This window comes from Mycobacteroides saopaulense, assembly GCF_001456355.1.
GTDB classification, from domain to species: Bacteria; Actinomycetota; Actinomycetes; order Mycobacteriales; family Mycobacteriaceae; genus Mycobacterium; species Mycobacterium saopaulense.
This window is the reverse complement of sequence record NZ_CP010271.1, coordinates 3346703-3368661: the sequence shown is the minus strand read 5'-3', so window position 1 is coordinate 3368661 and position 21959 is coordinate 3346703. Positions and strand designations below refer to the sequence as shown.

Here is a 21959-nt window from a genome sequence, read left to right as displayed (position 1 = left end):
TATGTCTGACCATGTGAAAGCCGATGCCGTCATCTTGGTGGGTGGGCAGGGCACCCGGTTGCGTCCGCTCACGCTGTCGGCGCCCAAGCCGATGCTGCCGATCGCGGGCTTCCCGTTTCTGACCCACGTGCTGTCGCGGGTCGCGGCGGCCGGGATCGATCACGTGGTGCTCGGGACGTCCTACAAGGCCGAGGTCTTCGAGTCGGAGTTCGGCGACGGATCCAAGCTGGGGCTGCAGATCACCTATGTGTACGAAGAGGAGCCGCTGGGTACCGGCGGGGCCATCCGGAATGTGCTGGACCACCTGCGCCACGACACCGCACTGATCTTCAACGGTGATGTGCTGTCCGGTCTGGATCTGAAAGATCTTCTCGCGCAGCATGAACAGACTCAGGCCGACCTGACCTTGCACTTGGTGCGCGTGGGCGATCCGCGCGCATTCGGTTGTGTGCCTACCGATTCCGACGGGCGTGTGACCGCGTTCCTGGAGAAGACCGAAGACCCGCCCACGGATCAGATCAACGCCGGGTGTTACGTCTTCCGGCGCGAGTTGATCGAACAGATCCCGTCGGGTCGCCCGGTTTCGGTTGAGCGGGAAGTCTTCCCGGGTCTGCTCAGCAGCGGCGCCAAGGTGTGCGGATACGTCGACACCAGCTACTGGCGCGACATGGGTACGCCGGAGGACTTCGTGCGCGGGTCGGCCGATCTGGTTCGCGGTATCGCGCCGTCACCGGCGATCCCCGAGCATCCGGGCGAGGCACTGGTACACGACGGTGCCTCGGTGGCGCCGGGCGCGCTGGTGATCGGTGGCACCGTGGTGGGTCGGGGTGCCGAAATCGGACCGGGGGCACGGCTGGACGGCGCGGTCATCTTCGATGGAGCGCGCATCGAGGCGGGTGCCGTGGTGGAACGTTCCATCATCGGATTCGGTGCGCGGATCGGACCGCGCGCACTGGTGCGTGACGGGGTGATCGGCGACGGCGCCGATATCGGTGCGCGCTGTGAGCTGTTACGCGGTGCCCGAGTATGGCCGGGAATCACCATTCCCGACGGCGGCATCAGGTACTCCTCGGACGTCTAGGCGCCCGGCCGCACGTCGGCGTCGGACGTCGCGTACTCGGCGGCGGAGCCGAATATGCCTGAGGGATTGCCATTTTCGATGGCGGTGGCTTCTTTGGTGGCCGACAGCGGATCTGCCAGCGACTTTTGGGTGCCGAAGAACGGAATCAACACCGGTGTGGTCGCTCCCTGGGCCTGCACCATCGTGTAGATCCGCAGCAAGGGGTGGTCTGAGACCAATTCCTCGACAGCGCCCCGGGATGCGAACTGCGTCTCGGTGCACAGTGCCTTGCCGCCCAGGAAGTCATGGACGACGGCCGATTCCAGGAGGAAACCCACCACGTCCTGTCCGAGGGCCTTCTGCGGGGAGTAGCAGGTGCGTGTCTCCTTGACCGATCGATGGGTGACGGCGATCGTGGAGACCTTCATGATGGCCAATCGGTCTCTGCGGGAATCTATATCGACAATGGTGGTGCTCTGGCTCGTCGATCCGGGGGCCAGGAAGGCTCCGCCCGCCGCCCCGGATGAACCCGCGTAGATCAGTCGTGCGTTTCCGGCCATCGCCGGAGTCTCGCGGTAGTCGCCGAACTGACTTCCGAGCGCGTTCAGATGTGAGGCAACGTTTTCGGGCGTGGGAGGCTCGATCAGTGTGTCCTTCGGGTAGACCACGACGCGAGTGAGCGCTGCCGGCAGATCGACGCGGAACGATCCGCGGTTGTGCAGCGTGGTCTTCGCGAGGACGTGGATGATGGGGCCGGTCGAACCCACCGGAGTCAGCTCGGCCTGCACGTCGATGAGCGGAAGGGAACTGTGCGGCATGTACTCGTTCTGAATCCAGAACTGCCCCAAACCGATCAGGGGGAACAGTGCGACCACGACGATTCCGGTCCGGGTGAGCGCGCCGGCCGCGTACCTGCTCAGGTACAGCACCCAGCACAAGGCAATCGCACCCAACGCCAAGGCGATTCCGGTGATGCCCCACACCTGGCTCGTCGGGCTGCGCAGGTCGAGCAGCCAGACATAGGTGGCCAGGCACACCACGAAGACCTGGCTGGCAAGCGCGGTGAGTACCGAACTGGGTAAGTTCTTGACGATCGCGCCGATCGCCAGCGCGCAGGTGATGCCGATGGCGAGGAGCAATGCTGTTCCGACCAAGTCCCACACGGTCTGGGTCAACGTGGCGTTCCAGGCGGCCAGCCACAACACCACCGCGCTGTCGACGGCCACACATGACACCAAGAGGGTGCGGATCCGCCATCCCAAGTCGCCGAGTGTGAACGGAGGCGGGGGCTCGTCCTCGCCAGGCGAGGGATCCGGTTCGCTCTTGGCGATGCTCGCGGTGCTGCCGAACGGGGTCTGAATCTTGATTTCCATGTCTGCCCCTCACCGAATCGTCGCTGATGGGGCGACGATACGACGGTTGGCGAGGCTGGACGCGAGTAATGCACTACCCGACTTTCAGCGCAGGCGGGCCCTCGCCCTCGCGGCCAGCACGACCACCGATGGATCTTCGTCCGGAATCTGGTCGATGGGCCACCAGCGCAGGTCGAGTGATTCCTCGCTGACCGCGATCTGGGCGCCCTCCGGTGCGCACGCCAGGAACTGGAGATCGAGATGGCGCGTGGGTACGCCCAGCGAGCAGGTGATCGGGTGTACGTGGATTCTGAGCAGGTTCGGGGCCAGCGTGAGATTCGCTATCCCCGACTCCTCGGTGGCCTCCCGCAGGGCGGCGGACGCGATGGTGGGGTCCTCTTCCTCGCAGTGGCCACCGAGCTGCAACCACTTACCCACCCGTGGATGCAGAGTCAGCAGCGCCTGCGATCGGTCGTGATTGACCACGAGAGCCGAGGCGGTGATGTGGCCGGCAGCGCTGCGCCGACGGCAGGCGTCCGGGTTGGCGTCGAGGAACGCCAGCACGGAGTGCCGCAGGCTGTCCTGCTCGGCATCGGGCGCCTCCCACGCGGACAGCAGCTCGACGGCAGACTCGCGTAGCCCGGTCACAGCTCGACCAGCATCTGGCCGGGCGGCAGGGGAGTGCGGGGTTGCAGTCCCTCTTCCGGGTAACCGTGGGGATAGCCAATCGCGATGGCACCCATCGGTTCCCACGAGGCATCCAACTCCAGCTGCTTGCGTACGACATCGCCTGCGAAGATGGTGGACCCGATCCAGCAGCTTCCCACGCCCCGTGCGGCCAACGTCACCAGCAGGGCCTGCACCGCGGCTCCGACGGCGACGGTGAACATGGTGCGCTCGGCAGCGTTCCTGCGTTCGTCCGGATAGTCGTGTGCGCCGTCAGGCACGAGGAACGGGATGACGATCTCTGGTGCGTCATAGAGGATCTGTCCGCGCGCCACTCGCTTCTCGACGGACTCGGGGGTGCGTCCGTCTCCGGTGAGGTCGACGGTCCACGCCTGCTTCATGGCGTCCAGGAGCGCGCGTCGCGTCGTCGCATCCCGGACCCATACGAATCGAACCGGATGGGTGTGATGCGGCGCCGGGGCCGTCAGCGCTTCGCCGATGGCTTCCCGTAACAAGTCGGGATCGATTGCGGTGTCGGCGAATTGCCGGATGGACCGGCGCACGAGCACCGCTTCGCGGCGACCCTGTGCTAGGGCTTCGGCGGTGCCGAGCCAGAACAGGTCGTCCGGCCCCGAACGGAGGAGACCACGAGCGGTGCTGCCGTCGTCGGGTACCGCCAGGCCTCGCACCACCGCGACCGGCACATCGGTGAGCTTGCCCTTGACCAGGTCGGCCGCGGCGGCGACCTCGTCGGCGATGGCCACCTCGGTGACTTGAAGCTCATTGCCGTGCTTATCTTTTGCGCCGGCGTAGCCGTACAGGACGGGGATGCCGGAGGAACCGATGGCAGCATCGGTCTGGCCATTGCGCCAGGCTCGCCCCATGGTGTCGGTTACCACCACCGCAACGTTCACGCCCAGGCGTCGCGAGAGTGCGGCGCGGACTTCGGCCGCGCTGGCATCGGGGTCTACGGGCAGCAGCACGAGTTCAGCGGTGTCGACGTTGGATGCGTCGATTCCGGCGGCGGCCTGCACGATGCCGATGAAGTTCTCGGTGATCAGTGTCTTGCCCTTGCGGGCTAGCACTCGGACCGACTCGGAGTCGATCAGCTTGCGTCGCAAGTTGTCTCGGGCCTCGGGATCGGTAGGCGCGGCGACGATCCTGCCCTCCGCCTTGGAAACGATCTTGCTGGTGATCACGATCACATCGCCGTCGCGCACCCAGGGTGCCGCCGTCGCGATGGCCGCGGCCACGTCGTCACCGGGGCGGAATTCAGGGAGCCCCGGCACGGGTAGAATCTCGACCGGTGCCGCCGAACCATGTTCCGGTGCAGGGGAATCCGCAGGTGAGGTCATAGAGTAACTCCGGCCAGGTCAAGTCCCGCACGTACCATCTCCGCCGTCGTGTCCGGATCGGTCATGAGCAGCGGAACCGACCGTACCTGAACTCCCGCAATGTGAGCCGCGTCACCCTCGTCCACCAGCCAGCCGTCCAGGATGCCGGTCTGTGAGCGGGCGCCGAAGTGTTCTCCCACACCTTGTGAGCTCACCTCGACACCGATCACGCGCAAACATTCGTCGGCCATTCCGCGCAGCGGCTTGCCGGACACGATCGGCGAGTATCCGATGACCGGAGCGGACGTTGTGCGGAGCGCCCCGCGAACTCCGCCGACCGCCAGTACGGCCCCGATGCTGACCACCGGATTGGACGGCGCCAGCAAGACCACATCGGCCTCGCCGATGGCCTCGGCAACGCCCGGACCCGACTTTGCTTCGTCGGCTCCGACGAACGCGAAGCTGTGGGTCGGAACCTGCGCGCGGTGTTGCACCCACCACTGTTGGAAGTGGATGGCACGCTGCTCTCCGTCCGCGGGGTCGGTGATCACCACGTGGGTCTCGCAGCGGTCGTCGCTGGCGGGTAACAGCCGGACTCCGGGCTGCCATCGATTGCATAACGCTTCGGTGACCGCCGATAGCGGATAGCCGGCCCGCAGCATTTGGCTGCGTATCAGGTGGGTGGCCAGGTCCCTGTCGCCGAGGGAGAACCAGTCGGGCTGAGCGCCGTAGGCCGCCAGCTCCTCCATGGCATTCCAGGTCTCGCCGCGATGCCCCCAGCCCCGCTCCGGATCGACGCCTCCGCCCAGGGTGTACATGCAGGTGTCCAGGTCAGGGCAGATCCTGACACCGTGCATCCAGGCATCGTCGCCAATGTTCACGATGGCATTTATCTGATGCTTGCTGGGATCTGATCCGAGCAAGCGCTGGACGCCGAGCAGGAAGCGTGCTCCGCCGACGCCGCCGACGAGGACGGTGACTTTCACGCTGACCGAGACTAGTGCGCCGGCAATGATGCGACACGCCACGAGGGCGCCACGCCGGTTTTGTCGGTCGCAGATGGTATGAATTTTCGTCCTTCGCTTGACCCCGGCAGCGAACACGTGTGTAATCACACCAGTGTCATTCCTCGGGCTGAGTTTGTAAGTCTCAGGCGCAGACCGGGATTCGATCAAATGTTCGAATGGAATGGCCGGGAAACGAAGATGTGGGCACGAAACCGGGCAATACGAGCTGTATTGGGATGCAAGAGGAAACAGTGAGGAGGCGGGACGATGCTGTTCGGGCGCAATGAATTCGGCGTACACGACGAGCTGAGTTCCGGCGTTGGCACGGGTGCGACGGGCTTACCGCCCGCACGTCCGCATCTGACGTTGGTGCAGAACGATTTTGACGCGCTTGCTGCCGTCGCTGACGATCAGTGGCAGGAAAAGGCGCTGTGCGCACAGACCGATCCCGAGGCGTTCTTCCCTGAGAAGGGTGGGTCGACTCGTGAAGCCAAGCGCATCTGCCAGGGTTGCGAAGTCAAGGACGAGTGCCTTGAGTACGCGCTGGCCAACGACGAGCGGTTCGGTATTTGGGGCGGGCTGTCGGAGCGTGAGCGCCGCCGCCTGAAGCGGGGCATCATCTGACTCCGCGCTCGGCAGGGCGCCGTTAGTCGCCCTCATCGGTGATGGTCGGGTCGATCACCGATGGCTCCACCCCCAGGTGGGTGGCAACCTGTGCGACCAACAGGTCGTGCAGCAGATCCGACAAATCCCCAGATTTCTTCGCGCGTAGTTCGATCGGCTTGCGAAACAGGACAATCCGCGCTCGGGTGGTGTTACCCCGGGTGTCGACGCCCGCGGGAATCAGTCTTGCCAGCGGTATCGGCCCGTCTGCGATCACCTCCGGCGGCCACTGCACCGAATCCGGATCTTTGGGCTGAATGCGCGGGATCTCGTCGACTGCGACATCCAAGCCCTCCAGCCGTGACTGCCATGCCCGTTCAATCGGTTCGTAGGCCTCCAGCACCGCCATGTCGAAACGCTCGGCGCGGGAACGCCAGCCGGGAACGGTCGGTGGCAGCAGAGGTCCGCGGAAATCGCGTCCCCTGCGAGAGCCCTGCGAGCCGGGTCCTCCAGAGGCCCCGCCGCGCCGTCCGTCACGTGACATACGAGAGATGGTAACGGTGTGACTCGTGTGGTTGACGAATCACAACGAGCCGATCACCGGAGGGTCTCGGTGGGCTCACAGCGCGTGTCTGCGGGTCGGAACGTGTTTGCGCACGCTAGCCTCAACGTTTGTGAGAGCCCCCCGTCGCTGCTGTCGACCCGGGTGCCCGAGTTCCGCCGTGGCGACGTTGACGTTCGTCTATGCGGATTCGACGGCCGTGGTCGGGCCGCTGGCCACGTCCAGCGAGCCGCATTCGTGGGATCTGTGCGCGCAGCACGCGAGCCGGATCACCGCGCCCCGCGGATGGGAGCTGGTCCGCTACAGCGGGCCCATGCCGTCGAATCCAGAGGACGACGACCTGGTAGCCCTGGCCGATGCGGTACGCGAACCCACTGGTGTCCGAGTGGCCGCAGCCGGATTCAGCGAGCCGGTGCTTGATGTCGGCACTCCTGCCCCCAATGCCGCGCCACGCCCGGTTCATCCGGCTCCGGTTGGGCGGCGCCGGGGACACCTGCGGGTACTGCCTGATCCGGCCGAGTAGCGCTGATCAGGTACTTTCGACGCGTTCTGACGACATTATGTACCCTCTCGCCGGACGTTCACGTTGGACACTCGCCGACCACTAGGCTGGCCAGCGACACCTAACGTCCCTTTCTCCACAGATCAATAGGAGCGACTTCCTCATGGCCCGGTCCGCCGACGCTGTCCACGCTGTCATCAAGGCGTACGACGTCCGTGGCCTACTGGGTGAGCAGATCGACGAGTCCTTCGTATTCGACGTGGGTTCCTCGTTCGCGCGCCTGGTCAAGTCCGAGCAGGCCGACCCCTCTGCGCCGTTGCGGATCGTCGTGGGGCGCGATATGCGGGACTCGTCACCCGGTTTGGCGCAGGCGTTCACCGACGGTGCCACCGCCCAGGGCGTCGACGTCGTGCAGATCGGACTCGCATCCACCGATCAGCTGTACTTCGCTTCCGGATTGTTGGACTGCCCGGGCGCCATGTTCACCGCCAGCCACAATCCGGCCGCGTACAACGGGATCAAGCTGTGCCGTGCCGGTGCCAAGCCGGTGGGCAAGGACACCGGCCTGTCGTTCATCAGCGATGAGCTGATCAATGGCGTGCCGGCCTACGACGGCCCCGCGGGTACCGTCACCGAACGCGATGTGCTCGCCGAGTACGGCGATTTCCTGCGGTCGCTGGTTCAGTTGAGCGGGGCGCGGCCGCTCCGGGTGGCGGTGGATGCCGGAAACGGCATGGCGGGACACACCACACCCGCGGTGCTGGGCGAGATTTCGTCGATCACGCTCGCGCCCCTGTATTTCGAATTGGACGGAAACTTCCCCAACCACGAGGCCAACCCGCTCGATCCCGAGAATCTGCGCGATCTACAGGCATTCGTTTCCGCCGAAGGCGCCGATATCGGACTTGCCTTCGACGGTGATGCCGACCGGTGTTTCGTGGTCGACGAACGCGGACGCGCCGTATCGCCTTCCGCGGTAACCGCTTTGGTGGCGCGCCGGGAGCTGGAGCGGGAAATCGGCGGCACCGTCATTCACAACCTGATCACCTCGCGCGCCGTCCCCGAACTCGTCGTCGAGCATGGCGGCACCCCGGTGCGGTCCCGGGTTGGGCACTCGTTCATCAAAGCGCTGATGGCCGAGACGGGTGCGATCTTCGGTGGAGAGCACTCCGCGCACTACTACTTCCGGGACTTCTGGGGGGCCGACTCCGGCATGCTTGCGGCCCTGCACGTACTGGCGGCCCTGAGCGAGCAAGACCGGCCGCTCTCGGATCTCATGTCGGATTACGAGCGGTACGCGTCCTCCGGTGAGATCAATTTCCGCGTCTCGAATGCCAAGGCCTGCATCGACGAGGTGCTGAAGTCTTTTGGCACACAGATAGTTTCGATCGACCATCTCGATGGTGTCACCGTCGACATCGGTGCAGGCACCTGGTTCAACCTGCGCACGTCCAACACCGAGCCGTTGCTGCGGCTCAACGTGGAGGCGCGCACCGATGAAGACGTGGACGCGGTGGTTGCCCGCGTCACCGAATTGGTCGACCGCTCCGAGGCCGCGACCTGATGAACGCCACCATCGACCTGGACGACGCCGGGGCTCTGTTGGCGGCGGACCGCGATGGTTCGCTGCAGGCCGCGTCCATGGCCGGTGCGCAGGTGCGCGCGGTGGGCACCGCCGTCGCCGAGGGCGCTCTGGAGCCGCTGCGCTCGGAGGATCGCTCTCGTGCCGTCGTATGGGTCTCCGGACGGGGTGCCGCCGCCACCGCGGGAGCGATTCTGGCTGGCGCGCTGTCGGATACGGTGAGCATTCCGTTCGTGACTGCCACCCGGGCGCCGGTCTGGGTGGGCCCGTTGGACGTGATGGTGGTCGCCGGTGATGACGCCGGTGATCCGGCCCTCAGCGCCGCGGTGTCGGTCGGTACCCGTCGCGGGGCACGCGTGGTGATCGCCGCTCCCGATGAGGGGCCCCTGGCCGATTCTGGTGCCGGTCGGGCGATTTCGCTGGCGCCCCGATTGCGCATACCGGATACCTTCGGCCTTGCCCACAACCTCGCGGTGGGTGCCGCCGTCCTCGGCGTGCTGGACAGGTCCGTGACGCCCGACGTCATGACGATTGCCGACGAAGTGGACGGAGAGGTGTCCCGGAACACGGTGGACCGAGAGGTGTTCACCAACGCGGCCAAGGCAATCGCCGCGCGCGTGACCGGTGGCCCCGCGGTGCTCTGCGGGGACCGCCCGGCCACGCTGGCGTTGGCGGGACACGCGGCGGCGACGCTGCTGCGAATGACTCAGCGCACCGCGACCGCGTGTGGACTCTCGCAGGCATTGGCCGCGCTCCGGGATGCTTTGTCAGGCACGAGCGCTGGTGAGAGTTCGCTGTTCCACGATGAATTCATCGACGGTCCTCGCGGCGACGGTCCGCCGCGAATACTGGCACTCGCAACCGATGCCGACTTTCCCTCGGTCGCAGCGAGAATCGAGGGCATCGATGACGCCGAGGTGGTGAGCACCACCGACCTCGGCGAAACCGCGGCCAGGCCGTCGGAGTTCGCACAGTTGATGATGCTCTCGACGCGGCTCGAAATGGCCTCGGTGTACGCCCGGCTCGGTGGGGGGAGATCCGGGCTGTGAATCTGCTCAGGGGGGCGATCAGGACGTACGCCTGGGGTTCGCGGACGGCCATCGCCGAGTTCACCGGACGCCCCACGCCCACACCGCATCCGGAAGCCGAGCTATGGCTGGGTGCGCATCCTGCCGACCCTGCCTATCTGGAAACCAGCAGCGGTGCACAGTCATTGCTCGATGTGGTGGCCGCGGATCCGGCCGGGCAGCTGGGTTCGGCCTCGGTGGCGGAGTTCGGCGATCAGCTGCCCTTCCTGCTCAAGGTGCTGGCGGCCGATGAGCCGCTTTCCCTGCAGGCCCATCCCAGCGCGCAGCAAGCGGCCGACGGGTATGCGCGCGAAGAGGCGGCCGGTGTGCCGCTCAACTCGCCGGTGCGCAACTATCGCGACCGCAACCACAAGCCGGAACTCGTTGTCGCCCTGGACCGTTTCGAGGCGTTGGCGGGCTTTCGCGATCCCGGCGACACGGTGGAATTGTTCCGTGCGCTGGATGTCGACGAGCTGACACCGTATGTGAATCTGTTGGCCGGCCAGTCCGACGCCGACGGGTTGCGGGCCTTGTTCACCACCTGGATAACTCTTCCCCAGCCGAGCCTGGACCTGTTGGTGCCGGCGGTGCTCGAGGGCGCCGTGCGGTACCTCTCGTCCGGCAGCGAGCGCTTCGTGGGTGAGGCGCGCACTCTTCTGGAATTGGGTGAGCGATATCCCGCCGACGCGGGCGTGCTCGCCTCGTTGTTGTTGAATCGTCTTACCCTCGAACCGGGGGAGGGGATCTACCTGCCTGCCGGAAACCTGCACGCGTACCTGCGCGGCCTGGCAGTGGAGATCATGGCCAACTCCGACAACGTGCTGCGTGGCGGATTGACCCCGAAACACGTCGACGTACCCGAATTGCTTCGGGTACTGGATTTTTCACCTGCCGCCGAGAAGCATCTGCACGTCGAGACGGTCAGCGACGGCGCACAGACCCGATATCGAACGCCCGCCAAGGAGTTCGCGCTGTCGCGCTTCGATTTGGTGGACGGCGAGCCCACCTCCGTCGGGGTCAAGGGGCCGCGGATACTGCTGTGCACTCAGGGCGGGGTGCAGCTGGAGGGTTCGGGGGCGGACCTCACGGTGCATGCCGGACAGTCGGTGTGGGTACCGGCCGACGGTGGAACTGTGACGCTGATCGGGCAATCGGACGCCCGGGTGTTCATGGCAACGGTCGACGCGGACGCATAAGCGGCCGCGGGGGCAAGGCGATTCGGGAACAGAAGGAGAGTCGATGTCGGCAGGCGGCAGTAAGAGGGCGATCATCGCGGCGCTGGCGGCCAACGCCGGTATAGCGGCGGCCAAGTTCGTCGGCTTCCTGATCACCGGAAGTTCGTCGATGCTCGCCGAGTCGGTGCACTCGGTGGCGGACACCTCGAACCAGGGACTGCTGCTCTACGGACAGCGCGCGGCGAGCAAGGAAGCAGATCGCCTGCATCCGTTCGGATATGGGCGTAGCCGATTCTTCTACTCCTTTGTGGTCGCGCTGGTGCTGTTCACGCTCGGTTCGGTCTTCGCCCTGTATGAGGGCTATCACAAGATCCACGCTCCCGAGCATCTGTCGTCTCCGATCGTCGCGATCGTCATCCTGGTGGTGGCGGTTGGGCTGGAGGGTTACAGCTTTCGCACCGCTTTCGTGGAGTCCAAGCCCCTGAAGGGCACGGCCAGCTGGTGGCAGTTCATCCGCAACTCGCGTAACCCCGAGCTCCCGGTCGTGCTGCTGGAGGACACCGGAGCACTGCTGGGATTACTCTTCGCGCTCTTCGGCGTCGGCATGACCATCGCGACAGGCGATCCGGTGTGGGACGGGATCGGCACCATGGCGATCGGTGTGCTGCTGGGCATCATCGCCATCGTTCTCATGGTCGAGATGAAGAGCCTGCTGATCGGGGAGGGTGCGACCGCGGTACAGGAGCAGCAGATTCTGGATGCGCTGGCCGCCACCGATTCCGTCGAGCGGGTAATCCATTGCCGGACCCAGTATCTGGGCCCGGAGGAACTCTTGGTCGCGGCCAAGATCGCGCTCTCGCCCGACGCCGACCTGCCTCGGATCGCTGCCACGATCGACGCCGCCGAGCAGCGGGTTCGCGAGGCGGTTCCGATCGCGCGGGTGATTTACCTTGAGCCGGATTTGGATCGTACGACAGCGAATTCTTAGCCAGCCGGTGTGATCAACCGTCGTGAGCATGGGGGTTGTGCGAGACTGCCGTAATGCCAGGTAGCGGATTGTGGCGAACAAAGTCTGTCGAGCAGTCGATCGCGGATACAGACGAGCCGGAGACCAAGCTTCGTAGGGACCTAACGTGGTGGGATCTCACCGTTTTCGGGGTCTCGGTGGTCATCGGAGCCGGTATCTTCACCGTCACCGCCTCGACGGCCGCCAATGTCACCGGGCCGGCGATCTCCCTCTCCTTCATCATGGCCGCGATCGGATGCGGCCTGGCGGCGATGTGTTATGCCGAATTCGCGTCTACCATCCCGGTTGCCGGTAGCGCGTATACGTTCTCCTACGCGACGTTCGGTGAGTTCGCCGCGTGGATTCTGGGATGGGATCTCATCCTCGAGTTCTCGGTGGGCGCGGCCACCGTCGCGAAGGGCTGGTCGAGTTACCTGAGCACCGTGTTCGGGTTATCGAGTGGCACAGTGCATCTCGGATCGGTGAAGGTCGACTGGGGTGCGTTGCTCATTGTTTCGGTGTTGACGGTGCTGCTGGCCGTCGGTACCAAGCTTTCCTCGCGCGTGTCCCTCGTCATCACGACCATCAAGGTTCTGGTGGTGCTGTTGGTGATCATCGTCGGCGCGTTCTTCATCAAGACGGCCAACTACACACCGTTCGTTCCTCCGGCCGAGGCCGGTAGTTCCAGCAGGACGGGACTGGATCAGTCGCTGTTCTCCTTCATCGCCGGGGGCAGCGGAAGCCAGTACGGGTGGTTCGGTGTGCTGGCGGGGGCGTCGATCGTGTTCTTCGCCTTCATCGGTTTCGACGTCGTCGCCACGACCGCCGAGGAAACCCGGAACCCGCAGAAGGACGTGCCGCGCGGCATCATCGCCTCGCTGGTGATCGTCACCGTCCTGTATGTCGCGGTCACGGTGGTGCTCTCCGGGATGGTCAAGTACAGCGATCTGCGGGCCGCCGACTCGCACCCGAACCTGTCCACGGCGTTCCATCTCAACGGCGTCGACTGGGCCGCCAAGGTGATCGCCATCGGTGCGCTGGCCGGGCTGACCACCGTGGTCATGGTGTTGATGCTGGGGCAGATCCGGGTCATTTTCGCGATGTGCCGCGACGGACTGCTGCCGCGAGAGCTCGCGCGGACCGGATCGCACGGCACCCCGATACGCATCACCTTGATCGTGGGCTTCCTCGTCGCGATAGCCGCCTCCCTCACCCCGATCGAGGGCTTGGAGGAGATCGTCAACGTCGGCACGCTCTTCGCGTTCGTGTTGGTCTCGGCGGGGGTCATCGTGCTGCGACGGTCCCGGCCCGATCTGCCCCGGAGTTTCCGCACGCCGGGTGTGCCGTGGCTGCCGGTCGTGGCGATCGTGGCGTGCGGATGGTTGATGCTCAACCTGGCGGTGCGCACCTGGATGTTCGCGCTGGCCTGGATGGTTGTCGGCGTCGTCGTCTATTTCGTCTACAGCCGGCGGCACTCGGTACTCGGGCTGCGCGTAGCCGTCGACCGGTAACTCCCCATTCACCAGGCGCGTCAGCGCGCCGAAAGTAACCGCACGCAGGAATTCAGACCGAATCATCTGCGTGCGGTTACTTTCGGCGTCCTGATGGGGTGACGCGCGCCACCAGGCACTTTACAAAACATGATGATTTGTCTAGACAAGCGACGAAACATGCCATATCGTCAAGTCTGTTCGGTGACGTACCTCACGCAGATATCGACGAGGAGGAGTGACGATGACGTCAAACCTTGATGCAGCCCCGGAATTGCCCGTCCAGTGGCGCGACCGCAAGCGCTACATGTGGCTGTACGGCATGATCCCGCCCACCGCGATCTTCATCGCGACAGCGCTGGTCTATGCGATGAACCAGCTCGGCTGGCAGCAGGTCTCACCCGTCTTCTTCTGGATCGGCCCGCTGCTGGTCTACGTGATCCTGCCGCTGCTGGATCTGAACTTCGGCGCCGACGGTGAAAACCCGCCCGATGAGGTGATGGAGGCGTTGGAGAACGACAAGTACTACCGGTACTGCACCTACATCTTCATCCCGTTCCAGTACGCGAGCTTCTTCCTGGGCGCCTACTACTTCACCGCCACCGACCTGAGCTGGATCGGCTTCGACCACGGCATCAGCTGGATCTCCAAGCTGGGCATCGCGCTCTCGATCGGCGTGCTCGGCGGGGTCGGTATCAACACCGCCCACGAAATGGGGCACAAGAAGGACGAGTTGGAGCGCTGGCTCTCGAAAATCACGCTGGCGCAGACCTTCTACGGCCACTTCTACATCGAGCACAACCGGGGACACCACGTGCGTGTCGCCACCCCCGAGGATCCGGCCAGCTCGCGATTCGGCGAGACGTTCTGGGGCTTCTGGCCGCGCAGCGTGTGGGGCTCGCTGAAGTCCTCCTGGAATCTGGAGGCCACGCGCATGAAGCGGCTGAATCGCTTTGTGCTGCACCCGAGCAACGACGTGGTGAACGCTTGGCTGATGACGGTGGTGTTGTTCGGGGTCACCATCGCCATCTTCGGCACCGCGGTCATCCCGTACCTCATCATCCAGGCCATCTACGGCTTCACCTTCCTTGAGACGGTGAACTACCTGGAGCACTACGGGCTGCTGCGTCAGAAGAACGGGGAGCGGTACGAGCGCTGCACCCCCAAGCACAGCTGGAACTCCGATCACCTGGTGACCAACATCTTCCTGTACCACCTGCAGCGGCACAGCGATCACCACGCCAACCCGACGCGGCGCTACCAGACCCTGCGCAGCATGGATGGCGCACCCAACCTGCCCAGCGGGTACGCCACCATGCTGACGCTGGCCTACTTCCCGCCGCTATGGCGCAAGGTCATGGATCACCGGGTGCTCGATCACTACGACGGCGATATCACCCGGGTGAACATCCAGCCGAGCAAGCGCACAAAGATTCTGGCTAAGTACGGCGTGACGGACGAGGCGGCATAAAATGTCCGCCAAGATATCCCAGTACCGTTGCCCCATATGTCAGTACGTGTACGACGAGAGCTCGGGTGCCCCTCGCGAGGGGTTCCCGGCCGGGACGGCGTGGTCGGAGATTCCCGACGACTGGTGCTGCCCCGACTGCGGTGTACGCGAGAAGCTTGATTTCGAGGAAGTAGTAGGAGCGGACTCATGAGCGACGACACCGACTACAAGCTGTACGAATGCATGCAGTGCGGATTCCAGTACGACGAAGCAATCGGTTGGCCGGAGGACGGAATCGAGCCGGGCACCCGCTGGGATGACATTCCCGAGGACTGGAGCTGTCCGGACTGCGGGGCGGCCAAGGCCGACTTCGTGATGGTGGAGATCGCGCGGCCATGACGGCTGGTCTTCGCGCTAGCGGCTCATCCGCGAGCAACGTGCTGCCAGGCGGGGACGCATTGACGTCTGCCGGCGCCCCTGCCAGGCTCCCCGGTGTGACGCCACGAGTGCCGTATGCCGAGGCCGCGCGGGCGCTGCTTCGCGAATCGGTCCTCGATGCACTCGGTGACCTGCTGCGCCAGCGCGACTGGTCGGCGGTCACCATGTCCGATGTGTCCCGTCGGGCCGGGGTGAGCCGTCAGACGCTGTACAACGAGTTCGGATCCCGGCAGGGTCTGGCCCAGGGGTACGCACTGAGGCTGGCACATCGCCTGGTGGATGCCGTCGGCGACGCGATCTACTCCCATGTCGGCGATATCCACGGTGCCCTGCATTCGGGCTTCTCGGACTTCTTCGCCGAGAGTGCCGCCGATCCCATGGTCATCTCGCTGATCACCGGTGAGGCCAAGCCCGAACTGATGCGCATCGTCACCGTGGACAGCGCGCTGATCGTGGTGCCGGCCTCGGCGCGGCTGACCGAATCGTTCATGAACAGTTGGGTGGCCGCCAGCGAGGAGGACGCGGCGATCCTGGCGCGGTCGATTGTGCGGCTGGCGATCAGTTACGTGTCGATGCCGCCGGAATCCGACCATGACGTGGCGCTGGACATGGCGCGGCTGTTGTCTCCGTTCGTGGAGGCCAACGCGCTCGCCGACAAGGCCCCCGCAAGCGGGGGGTTCCCCCAATGACCTGCATGTCGAAAAATCTCGCTACCTGATCTAACTATCCGTCGCTCCCACGCGCTAACCTGGTGGCGGACCCGTGTGTGTCAGTTAAATTGACATATACGACATATTCAAGAGACTCGATTGAGGTGGCGATGACCGAGCTGGTGGCCGACGTACGCAACGGCATTGATTACAAGGTGGCCGATCTTTCCGAGGCCGAGTTCGGCCGCAAGGAGATCCGCCTTGCCGAGCACGAGATGCCGGGCCTGATGGCACTGCGCCGGGAGTACGCGGAAGTGTTGCCGCTCAAGGGCGCTCGCATCTCCGGTTCGCTGCACATGACGATTCAGACCGCCGTGCTGATCGAGACCCTGGTGGCTCTCGGTGCCGAGGTGCGCTGGGCGTCGTGCAACATCTTCTCGACGCAGGACCATGCGGCAGCTGCGGTCGTCGTCGGGCCCCACGGAACCCCGGAGGAGCCCAAGGGCACCCCGGTCTTCGCCTGGAAGGGCGAGACGCTGGAGGAGTACTGGTGGGCGGCCGAGCAGATGCTCACCTGGCCCAACGAGCCGGCCAACATGATCCTCGACGACGGCGGCGACGCCACCATGCTGGTGCTGCGGGGTGCGCAGTTCGAGCAGGCCGGTGTGGTGCCGCCGGCGGACGACAACGACTCCGCCGAATACAAGGTCTTCCTGAACCTGCTGCGCGAGCGGTTCGAGACCGACAAGGACAAGTGGACCAAGATCGCCGAATCGGTCCAGGGCGTCACCGAGGAGACCACCACCGGCGTGCTGCGTCTGTACCAGTTCGCCGCAGCGGGCGAGCTGGCCTTCCCGGCCATCAACGTCAACGACTCGGTGACCAAGAGCAAGTTCGACAACAAGTACGGCACCCGGCACTCGCTGGTGGACGGCATCAACCGCGGCACCGACGTGCTCATCGGTGGCAAGAAGGTGCTGATCTGCGGTTACGGCGACGTCGGCAAGGGCTGCGCCGAGTCCCTCGCCGGGCAGGGTGCCCGTGTGCAGGTCACCGAGATCGACCCGATCAACGCGCTGCAGGCGCTCATGGACGGCTTCGACGTGGTGACCGTCGAGGAGGCCATCGGCAATGCCGACATCGTGGTGACCGCCACCGGAAACTTCGACATCATCCTGCTCGACCACATGAAGGCCATGAAGGATCAGGCGATCCTGGGCAACATCGGCCACTTCGACAACGAGATCGACATGGCCGCGCTGGAGAAGTCGGGCGCGGTTCGGCTCAACATCAAGCCGCAGGTCGATCAGTGGACGTTCGCCGACTCGGGTAAGTCGATCATCGTGCTGTCCGAGGGCCGCTTGCTCAACCTGGGTAACGCCACCGGTCACCCGTCGTTCGTGATGAGCAACAGCTTCTCCAACCAGGTGATCGCTCAGATCGAGCTGTGGACCAAGAACGACGAATACGACAACGAGGTGTACCGGCTGGCCAAGCACCTCGACGAGAAGGTCGCGCGCATCCACGTCGAGGCTCTCGGCGGCACGCTGACCAAGCTCACCAAGGACCAGGCAGAGTACATCGGCGTGGACGTGGAGGGCCCGTACAAGCCGGAGCACTACCGCTACTGATCGCCGCTAATTCGCGTAGAGGCCCCTTGCACCCCGGTGCCGGGGGCCTTTGCGTAGGCTGACCAGCCGTGGGCCAGCTGATTGCGATCGAGGGTGTCGACGGCGCGGGCAAGCGCACGCTGACCGAGAAGTTGATAGCGCGTGGCAACTCCCAGGGGTTATCCGTTGCGACGCTGGACTTCCCGCGCTACGGCCGCTCGGTGCACGCCGACCTCGCCGCCGAGTCGCTCAAAGGCGGGCACGGTGATGTGGTGTCCTCCGCATATGCGATGGGGTTGCTGTTCGCGCTGGACCGGCGCGATGCTCTCGACGAGTTGACGGGGCTGGCACGCGTCAACGATCTGGTGATCCTGGATCGGTGGGTGGCCTCCAACGCCGCATACGGTGCGGCGCGGCTACACCAGGACGGCGGTGGCGATATGGCCCGTTGGGTGTATGAGCTCGAATACGGGCGCTTCGGTCTGCCGCAACCCGATTGGCAGGTGTTCCTGAATGTTTCCCCGGCGCTCGCGGCCCAGCGGGCACGGAACCGTGAGCAGCAGGATGCGGATCGCACCCGCGACACCTACGAGCGCGATGCGGATCTGCAGTCGAGGGTCTCTGCGGCGTATGCGGATCTGGCGCAACGAAGTTGGGGCGGGCGGTGGGTGGTCACCGACGGCGGGGAGCCGGATGCATTGGCGGCCTCACTGCTTGGCGGGTAAGGCTCAGAGCCAGTTGCGCCCCTTGAACACGGTGTAGAGCCCAACGCAGGTCAACAGCATCAGCCCCAGCGCGAACGGATAGCCGAAGGCCCACGACAGCTCCGGCATGTGGTTGAAGTTCATGCCGTATACAGTGCCGATCAGCGTGGGAGCGAACAGGATCGCCGCCCAGGCCGACACCTTCTTGATCTCCTCGTTCTGCTGATACGCCGTCTCGGCGAGCTTGCGCATCGCCACATTCTGTTCCTGTGTCACCAGTGTGGAATGCACCGTAAGGATGTTGTCCAGCAGTTGCCGGAACCCGTCGGCCCGCTCCACCACGATGGTGGCGTGGTCGGTGACGTCGCGCAGGTAGCTGCGCAGTTCCTCGTTCGAGTGGTACTTGGAGAAGCCCGTCGAGAGATTGTTGAGCATCGCCAGCAGTGGCTTGGTGGCTCGCTGGAATTCGATGACCTCGCGAGACAGGTTGTAGATGCGTTGTGACACATTGGGATCGCCACTGAACACCTCGGTCTCGATCTCGTCGATGTCGTTCTGCAGACCGGCGATGACGGGTGCGTATCCGTCCACCACGGCGTCGCAGATGGCGTACAGCACCGCCTCGGGCCCCAGTCTGAGTAGCTCGGGGTGGTTTTCCATGCGGGCACGCACTGCCGACAGATCCGGAGACTCAGCATGGCGCACGGTGAGGATGAAGTTCCTGCCGCAGAACACGTGCAGCTCACCGAAGTCCACCCGTTCGGTGCGGTCGACATAACGTGCCGCGCGCAGCACCACGAAAAGGGTGTTGCCGTAACGCTCCAGCTTCGGGCGTTGATGTGCGTCGATCGCGTCTTCGACCGCCAGCGGATGCAGCCCGAATTCTTCTGCCGCCGCGTGCAGTTGGTCGTCGTTCGGGCGGTATAGGCCGATCCATGCCATCGAGGAGTCGTCGGGCAGGCTGTCGAGTGCGTCGGACAGTGACTTGGTGGTGCTGATCCTGAGCCCATCGCGGTACACCGCGCTGTTGACGATGCTGTCCTCCACCGAACAATTCGGCTGCGGATCGTGATCTCGATGCACCGCCATGAATTCTTCGGGTGATGGCATGGGTTTGAGGGCGCCCCTGCGTAGCGTGATCACACCGATCTCCTTTCACCCCTTACCATTCGCTGGCTTCGACCTCTTCTTCGCGATCCACATGCCAGCGCACCGACGAGACCGCGGGTTCCATCGACAGCCTGCTCACCGCGGACTCCAGCAGTGAGTCGTTGCGCTGCTCGGCACTCAGCTTGGCGACGACCCGCACATGCTTACCGTCCTCGACGTCATAGGACCGCACCGATTGCAGCGCGAATTCCGGCCTGCTGACCGCCTGCACGGTGAGTGCCCGAATATGCGCCTCGGTCTCGTCGGTGGTGGTGACCTCGAAGAGATAGGCGGCGGGCTCGGACTCGCGGCCAGTGGCCGGCTGGCGGTCAAGCAGGTGGCCCAGTGGGCGTAGGAGCAGGTTGGCCACCACGATGGCTGCCGCACCGAGGATCGCCACCTCGTACATCCCGCCGCCGGCCAGTGCTCCCACGGCGGCGGTTGCCCACATGGTGGCGGCGGTGTTCAGGCCGGTGATGGTGGCGCCCTGCTTCATGATCACACCGGCACCGAGGAAGCCGATGCCCGAAACAATCTGTGCCGCAACCCGAGTGGGGTCGGCACCGGGTCCATGGAAGCTGTAGGCGCCCATGATGACGAATAGTGTCGCGCCCAGGCATACCAGCGCGTTGGTGCGCAGGCCGGCGTTCTTGGCGCGCCACTGCCGCTCGATGCCGATGGCGCACCCCAGGCCAAAACCCAGGGCGATGCGGATGACTACATCCCAATGACTCATGACGGGTCCTGTTCTCTCGCAGTGGCTTCGAGGTGCACACAGATGTGTGGTGCAACAAGAGCGCCTTCGAGCGCGACCCGGGTCTGCGTTAGAAGGCGCTGTGGATACTCGGAGGTTGACTATCGGACATAGTCGCGTCACCTCCTAAGCGCTGGCGCAAAGCGCACATGAACCACTGCTGAACAAAGCGCCATCATTAAACACCTGTCGACCGGTGAGCGGCAAGATGCCCCTTTGCTTCGTGGATATCCACGCCACAACGGGAGCGGGACGGCAGGATTGGTGCGTGTTCTTCGACCTGAGCGTGCGAGATTTCCTGGACCGTGCCGAGCTGGTGTACCCCGACCGCGTCGGTGTCGTCGACGAGCCGACGCAACCGGCGCCGTCCTGGGGTTCTGTGACCTACCGGCGGCTCGCGGCGCGGGCACGCGGACAGGCCGCGGCGCTGGACGGTCTGGGTGTGGGTCCGGGGGAGCGGGTGGCGATCGTGTCGCAGAACAGCGCGCGGCTGCTCACCTCGTTCTTCGGAGTGTCCGGCTGGGGACGCGTCCTGGTGCCCGTCAACTTTCGGTTGGCTCCCACCGAGATCGACTACATCGTCCGGCATTCGGGCGCATCGGTGCTGATGGTCGATCCGGAGGTGCGCGGTCTGTTGGACACCGTGCGGGCCACCCACAACTTCGTGCTGGGTGAGGACGATGCGGCGATATTCGGTGGAGCAGACTCCGCTGACCCCACCCCCTGGTCGTGTGCTGAATCAGCCACCGCCACACTGAATTACACCTCGGGCACGACGAGCAGGCCCAAGGGGGTGCAGCTCACGCATCGCAACATCTGGATCAATGGTGTGGTCTTCGGTCTGCACGCCACCCTGCGCGATGACGATGTGCTGCTGCACACACTGCCGATGTTCCATTGCAACGGATGGGGCTGGCCATACGCGGCGACCGGAATGGGCGCGCGGCACATCGTGCTGCGCAAGGTCGACGGTGACGAGATTCTGCGACGTGTCGCAGAGCACGGCGTCACGGTGATGTGTGCGGCGCCAACGGTCGTCGACGCCGTACTGGACGCCGCCGCGCGCTGGCAAGGGCCCATCCCGGGGCGGGACCGGGTCCGAATCATCGTCGCGGGAGCGCCGCCGCCGACGCGCACCATCGCGCGGGTACGCGCCGAACTGGGCTGGGAGTTCATCCAGATCTACGGGCTCACCGAGACGGCACCGCTGATCACCATGAATCGCTTTCGTTCCGAATGGGCCGATCTCGATGAGCAGCAGCAGGCCCGCATGTTGGGCCGCGCGGGTGTCCCGGCGATCGGCGTCCGGGTATCCATTGCCGAGGATGGTGAGGTGCTCACCCAGTCGAACACGAATCTCGATGGGTACTGGGAGCAGCCGGAGGCCACCACGGAGGCATTGGCAGGCAATTGGTTTCATACCGGTGACCGGGGATCGATCTTCGATGGGTACCTCAGCATCTCGGACCGGAAGAAGGACGTCATCATCACCGGCGGCGAGAATGTGTCTTCCATCGAGGTGGAAGACGCGCTGGTATCGCACCCTGGTGTGCGGGAGGCCGCCGTGGTCGGGGTGCCGGACGAGAAATGGGGTGAGCTGGTCACCGCCGTCGTGGTGGTTGCCGAGACGGATTCACCCACGGGCCCGGATCTTGTCGCGCACTGCCGGGAAAGTCTGGCCGGGTACAAGTGCCCCAAGCGCGTGGAGTTCGTCGACTCCCTGCCCAGAACTGCCACCGGGAAGGTCCAGAAGTTCAAGCTCCGAGAGCAGCTCGCGCGAGACTAGTTCGCAACTCGC

General features: G+C 64.9%; 22 protein-coding genes. 15 read left to right on the top strand and 7 right to left on the bottom strand.

What is annotated here, in order from left to right:
• The first annotated feature begins 1 nt into the window (after position 1).
• Positions 2-1081 (top strand): mannose-1-phosphate guanylyltransferase, encoded by a 1080-nt coding sequence (gene manB / locus MYCSP_RS16870; protein WP_070909549.1) that lies wholly within the window; start codon positions 2-4, stop codon positions 1079-1081.
• On the opposite strand, the gene MYCSP_RS16865 is transcribed toward manB, so the two are convergent.
• The 4 genes from MYCSP_RS16865 to cofD all read right to left on the bottom strand — a co-directional run bounded on the left by MYCSP_RS16865 (position 1078) and on the right by cofD (position 5398).
• A complete protein-coding gene (locus MYCSP_RS16865; protein WP_083013642.1) occupies positions 1078-2433 on the bottom strand; it encodes a hypothetical protein in 1356 nt (451 codons plus the stop codon). The genes manB and MYCSP_RS16865 overlap by 4 nt on opposite strands.
• Before the next feature lie 84 nt (positions 2434-2517).
• Positions 2518-3060 (bottom strand): NUDIX hydrolase, encoded by a 543-nt coding sequence (locus MYCSP_RS16860; protein WP_083013641.1) that lies wholly within the window; start codon positions 3058-3060, stop codon positions 2518-2520.
• The gene (locus MYCSP_RS16855) at positions 3057-4433 is read right to left on the bottom strand and encodes a coenzyme F420-0:L-glutamate ligase (protein WP_088414445.1); all 1377 of its coding nucleotides are present in this window, start codon (positions 4431-4433) and stop codon (positions 3057-3059) included. Before MYCSP_RS16855 ends, MYCSP_RS16860 begins: the two co-directional genes overlap by 4 nt.
• Entirely contained in the window at positions 4430-5398 is a 969-nt protein-coding gene (gene cofD, locus MYCSP_RS16850; RefSeq protein WP_083013682.1) for a 2-phospho-L-lactate transferase, read from the bottom strand. The genes MYCSP_RS16855 and cofD overlap by 4 nt, the downstream gene beginning before the upstream one ends.
• Before the next feature lie 390 nt (positions 5399-5788).
• Between cofD and MYCSP_RS16845 the strand changes: the two genes are divergently transcribed.
• Positions 5789-6043: a WhiB family transcriptional regulator gene (locus MYCSP_RS16845; RefSeq protein WP_005094330.1), complete on the top strand. Its 255-nt coding sequence runs from the start codon at positions 5789-5791 to the stop codon at positions 6041-6043.
• A 22-nt stretch (positions 6044-6065) separates the two neighbouring features.
• Here MYCSP_RS16845 and MYCSP_RS16840 read toward each other — a convergent pair whose 3' ends face one another.
• Positions 6066-6566 (bottom strand): metallopeptidase family protein, encoded by a 501-nt coding sequence (locus MYCSP_RS16840; RefSeq protein WP_083013639.1) that lies wholly within the window; start codon positions 6564-6566, stop codon positions 6066-6068.
• A 130-nt stretch (positions 6567-6696) separates the two neighbouring features.
• Between MYCSP_RS16840 and MYCSP_RS16835 the strand changes: the two genes are divergently transcribed.
• From MYCSP_RS16835 to MYCSP_RS16780, 12 genes are all read left to right on the top strand, one after another.
• Positions 6697-7107, top strand: a complete 411-nt coding sequence (locus MYCSP_RS16835) for a DUF3499 domain-containing protein (protein WP_083013638.1) — start codon at positions 6697-6699, stop codon at positions 7105-7107.
• Positions 7108-7249: 142 nt separating this feature from the next.
• On the top strand, positions 7250-8650 hold the full coding sequence (locus MYCSP_RS16830) for a phosphomannomutase/phosphoglucomutase (RefSeq protein WP_083013637.1): 1401 nt from the start codon (positions 7250-7252) through the stop codon (positions 8648-8650).
• Positions 8650-9717, top strand: a complete 1068-nt coding sequence (locus MYCSP_RS16825; protein ID WP_083013636.1) for a TobH protein — start codon at positions 8650-8652, stop codon at positions 9715-9717. Before MYCSP_RS16830 ends, MYCSP_RS16825 begins: the two co-directional genes overlap by 1 nt.
• Positions 9714-10931, top strand: coding sequence for a mannose-6-phosphate isomerase, class I (manA, locus tag MYCSP_RS16820; protein WP_083013635.1), 1218 nt, complete (start codon positions 9714-9716; stop codon positions 10929-10931). Before MYCSP_RS16825 ends, manA begins: the two co-directional genes overlap by 4 nt.
• A 43-nt stretch (positions 10932-10974) precedes the next feature.
• Entirely contained in the window at positions 10975-11898 is a 924-nt protein-coding gene (locus MYCSP_RS16815) for a cation diffusion facilitator family transporter (protein WP_083013634.1), read from the top strand.
• Between the two features lie 53 nt (positions 11899-11951).
• A complete protein-coding gene (locus MYCSP_RS16810) occupies positions 11952-13427 on the top strand; it encodes an amino acid permease (protein ID WP_083013633.1) in 1476 nt (491 codons plus the stop codon).
• A 223-nt stretch (positions 13428-13650) separates the two neighbouring features.
• Positions 13651-14877 (top strand): alkane 1-monooxygenase, encoded by a 1227-nt coding sequence (locus MYCSP_RS16805; RefSeq protein WP_083013632.1) that lies wholly within the window; start codon positions 13651-13653, stop codon positions 14875-14877.
• Between the two features lies 1 nt (position 14878).
• Positions 14879-15067, top strand: coding sequence for a rubredoxin (locus tag MYCSP_RS16800; RefSeq protein ID WP_207547358.1), 189 nt, complete (start codon positions 14879-14881; stop codon positions 15065-15067).
• Positions 15064-15255, top strand: a complete 192-nt coding sequence (locus tag MYCSP_RS16795; protein ID WP_070909560.1) for a rubredoxin — start codon at positions 15064-15066, stop codon at positions 15253-15255. The genes MYCSP_RS16800 and MYCSP_RS16795 overlap by 4 nt, the downstream gene beginning before the upstream one ends.
• A gap of 107 nt (positions 15256-15362) precedes the next feature.
• A complete protein-coding gene (locus MYCSP_RS16790; RefSeq protein WP_083013681.1) occupies positions 15363-15983 on the top strand; it encodes a TetR/AcrR family transcriptional regulator in 621 nt (206 codons plus the stop codon).
• Positions 15984-16114: 131 nt separating this feature from the next.
• Positions 16115-17575, top strand: coding sequence for an adenosylhomocysteinase (gene ahcY / locus MYCSP_RS16785; RefSeq protein ID WP_070910055.1), 1461 nt, complete (start codon positions 16115-16117; stop codon positions 17573-17575).
• 68 nt (positions 17576-17643) lie between these two features.
• Positions 17644-18279 (top strand): dTMP kinase, encoded by a 636-nt coding sequence (locus tag MYCSP_RS16780; protein WP_083013631.1) that lies wholly within the window; start codon positions 17644-17646, stop codon positions 18277-18279.
• 3 nt (positions 18280-18282) lie between these two features.
• Here MYCSP_RS16780 and MYCSP_RS16775 read toward each other — a convergent pair whose 3' ends face one another.
• Together MYCSP_RS16775 and MYCSP_RS16770 are read right to left on the bottom strand one after the other, a co-directional pair.
• On the bottom strand, positions 18283-19347 hold the full coding sequence (locus tag MYCSP_RS16775) for a magnesium and cobalt transport protein CorA (RefSeq protein ID WP_235629569.1): 1065 nt from the start codon (positions 19345-19347) through the stop codon (positions 18283-18285).
• 73 nt (positions 19348-19420) lie between these two features.
• Complete coding sequence (locus MYCSP_RS16770) at positions 19421-20143, bottom strand: MgtC/SapB family protein (protein ID WP_083013630.1); 723 nt, start codon at positions 20141-20143, stop codon at positions 19421-19423.
• A 286-nt stretch (positions 20144-20429) separates the two neighbouring features.
• On the opposite strand from MYCSP_RS16770, the gene MYCSP_RS16765 reads away from it, so the two are divergent.
• Positions 20430-21947, top strand: a complete 1518-nt coding sequence (locus MYCSP_RS16765; protein ID WP_088414435.1) for an AMP-binding protein — start codon at positions 20430-20432, stop codon at positions 21945-21947.
• Positions 21948-21959: the final 12 nt, after the last annotated feature.

Excerpts from the sequence above, each read along its gene's own strand:
- MYCSP_RS16865 (WP_083013642.1), bottom strand. The coding sequence starts at position 2,433 with ATGGAAATCAAGATTCAGACCCCGTTCGGCAGCACCGCGAGCATCGCC.
- MYCSP_RS16805 (WP_083013632.1), top strand. The coding sequence starts at position 13,651 with ATGACGTCAAACCTTGATGCAGCCCCGGAATTGCCCGTCCAGTGGCGC.
- MYCSP_RS16825 (WP_083013636.1), top strand. The coding sequence starts at position 8,650 with ATGAACGCCACCATCGACCTGGACGACGCCGGGGCTCTGTTGGCGGCG.
- MYCSP_RS16855 (WP_088414445.1), bottom strand. The coding sequence starts at position 4,433 with ATGACCTCACCTGCGGATTCCCCTGCACCGGAACATGGTTCGGCGGCA.
- manB (WP_070909549.1), top strand. The coding sequence starts at position 2 with ATGTCTGACCATGTGAAAGCCGATGCCGTCATCTTGGTGGGTGGGCAG.
- MYCSP_RS16840 (WP_083013639.1), bottom strand. The coding sequence starts at position 6,566 with ATGTCACGTGACGGACGGCGCGGCGGGGCCTCTGGAGGACCCGGCTCG.
- MYCSP_RS16810 (WP_083013633.1), top strand. The coding sequence starts at position 11,952 with ATGCCAGGTAGCGGATTGTGGCGAACAAAGTCTGTCGAGCAGTCGATC.
- MYCSP_RS16830 (WP_083013637.1), top strand. The coding sequence starts at position 7,250 with ATGGCCCGGTCCGCCGACGCTGTCCACGCTGTCATCAAGGCGTACGAC.
- MYCSP_RS16775 (WP_235629569.1), bottom strand. The coding sequence starts at position 19,347 with ATGGCGGTGCATCGAGATCACGATCCGCAGCCGAATTGTTCGGTGGAG.
- MYCSP_RS16800 (WP_207547358.1), top strand. The coding sequence starts at position 14,879 with ATGTCCGCCAAGATATCCCAGTACCGTTGCCCCATATGTCAGTACGTG.
- MYCSP_RS16770 (WP_083013630.1), bottom strand. The coding sequence starts at position 20,143 with ATGAGTCATTGGGATGTAGTCATCCGCATCGCCCTGGGTTTTGGCCTG.
- MYCSP_RS16795 (WP_070909560.1), top strand. The coding sequence starts at position 15,064 with ATGAGCGACGACACCGACTACAAGCTGTACGAATGCATGCAGTGCGGA.
- MYCSP_RS16815 (WP_083013634.1), top strand. The coding sequence starts at position 10,975 with ATGTCGGCAGGCGGCAGTAAGAGGGCGATCATCGCGGCGCTGGCGGCC.
- ahcY (WP_070910055.1), top strand. The coding sequence starts at position 16,115 with ATGACCGAGCTGGTGGCCGACGTACGCAACGGCATTGATTACAAGGTG.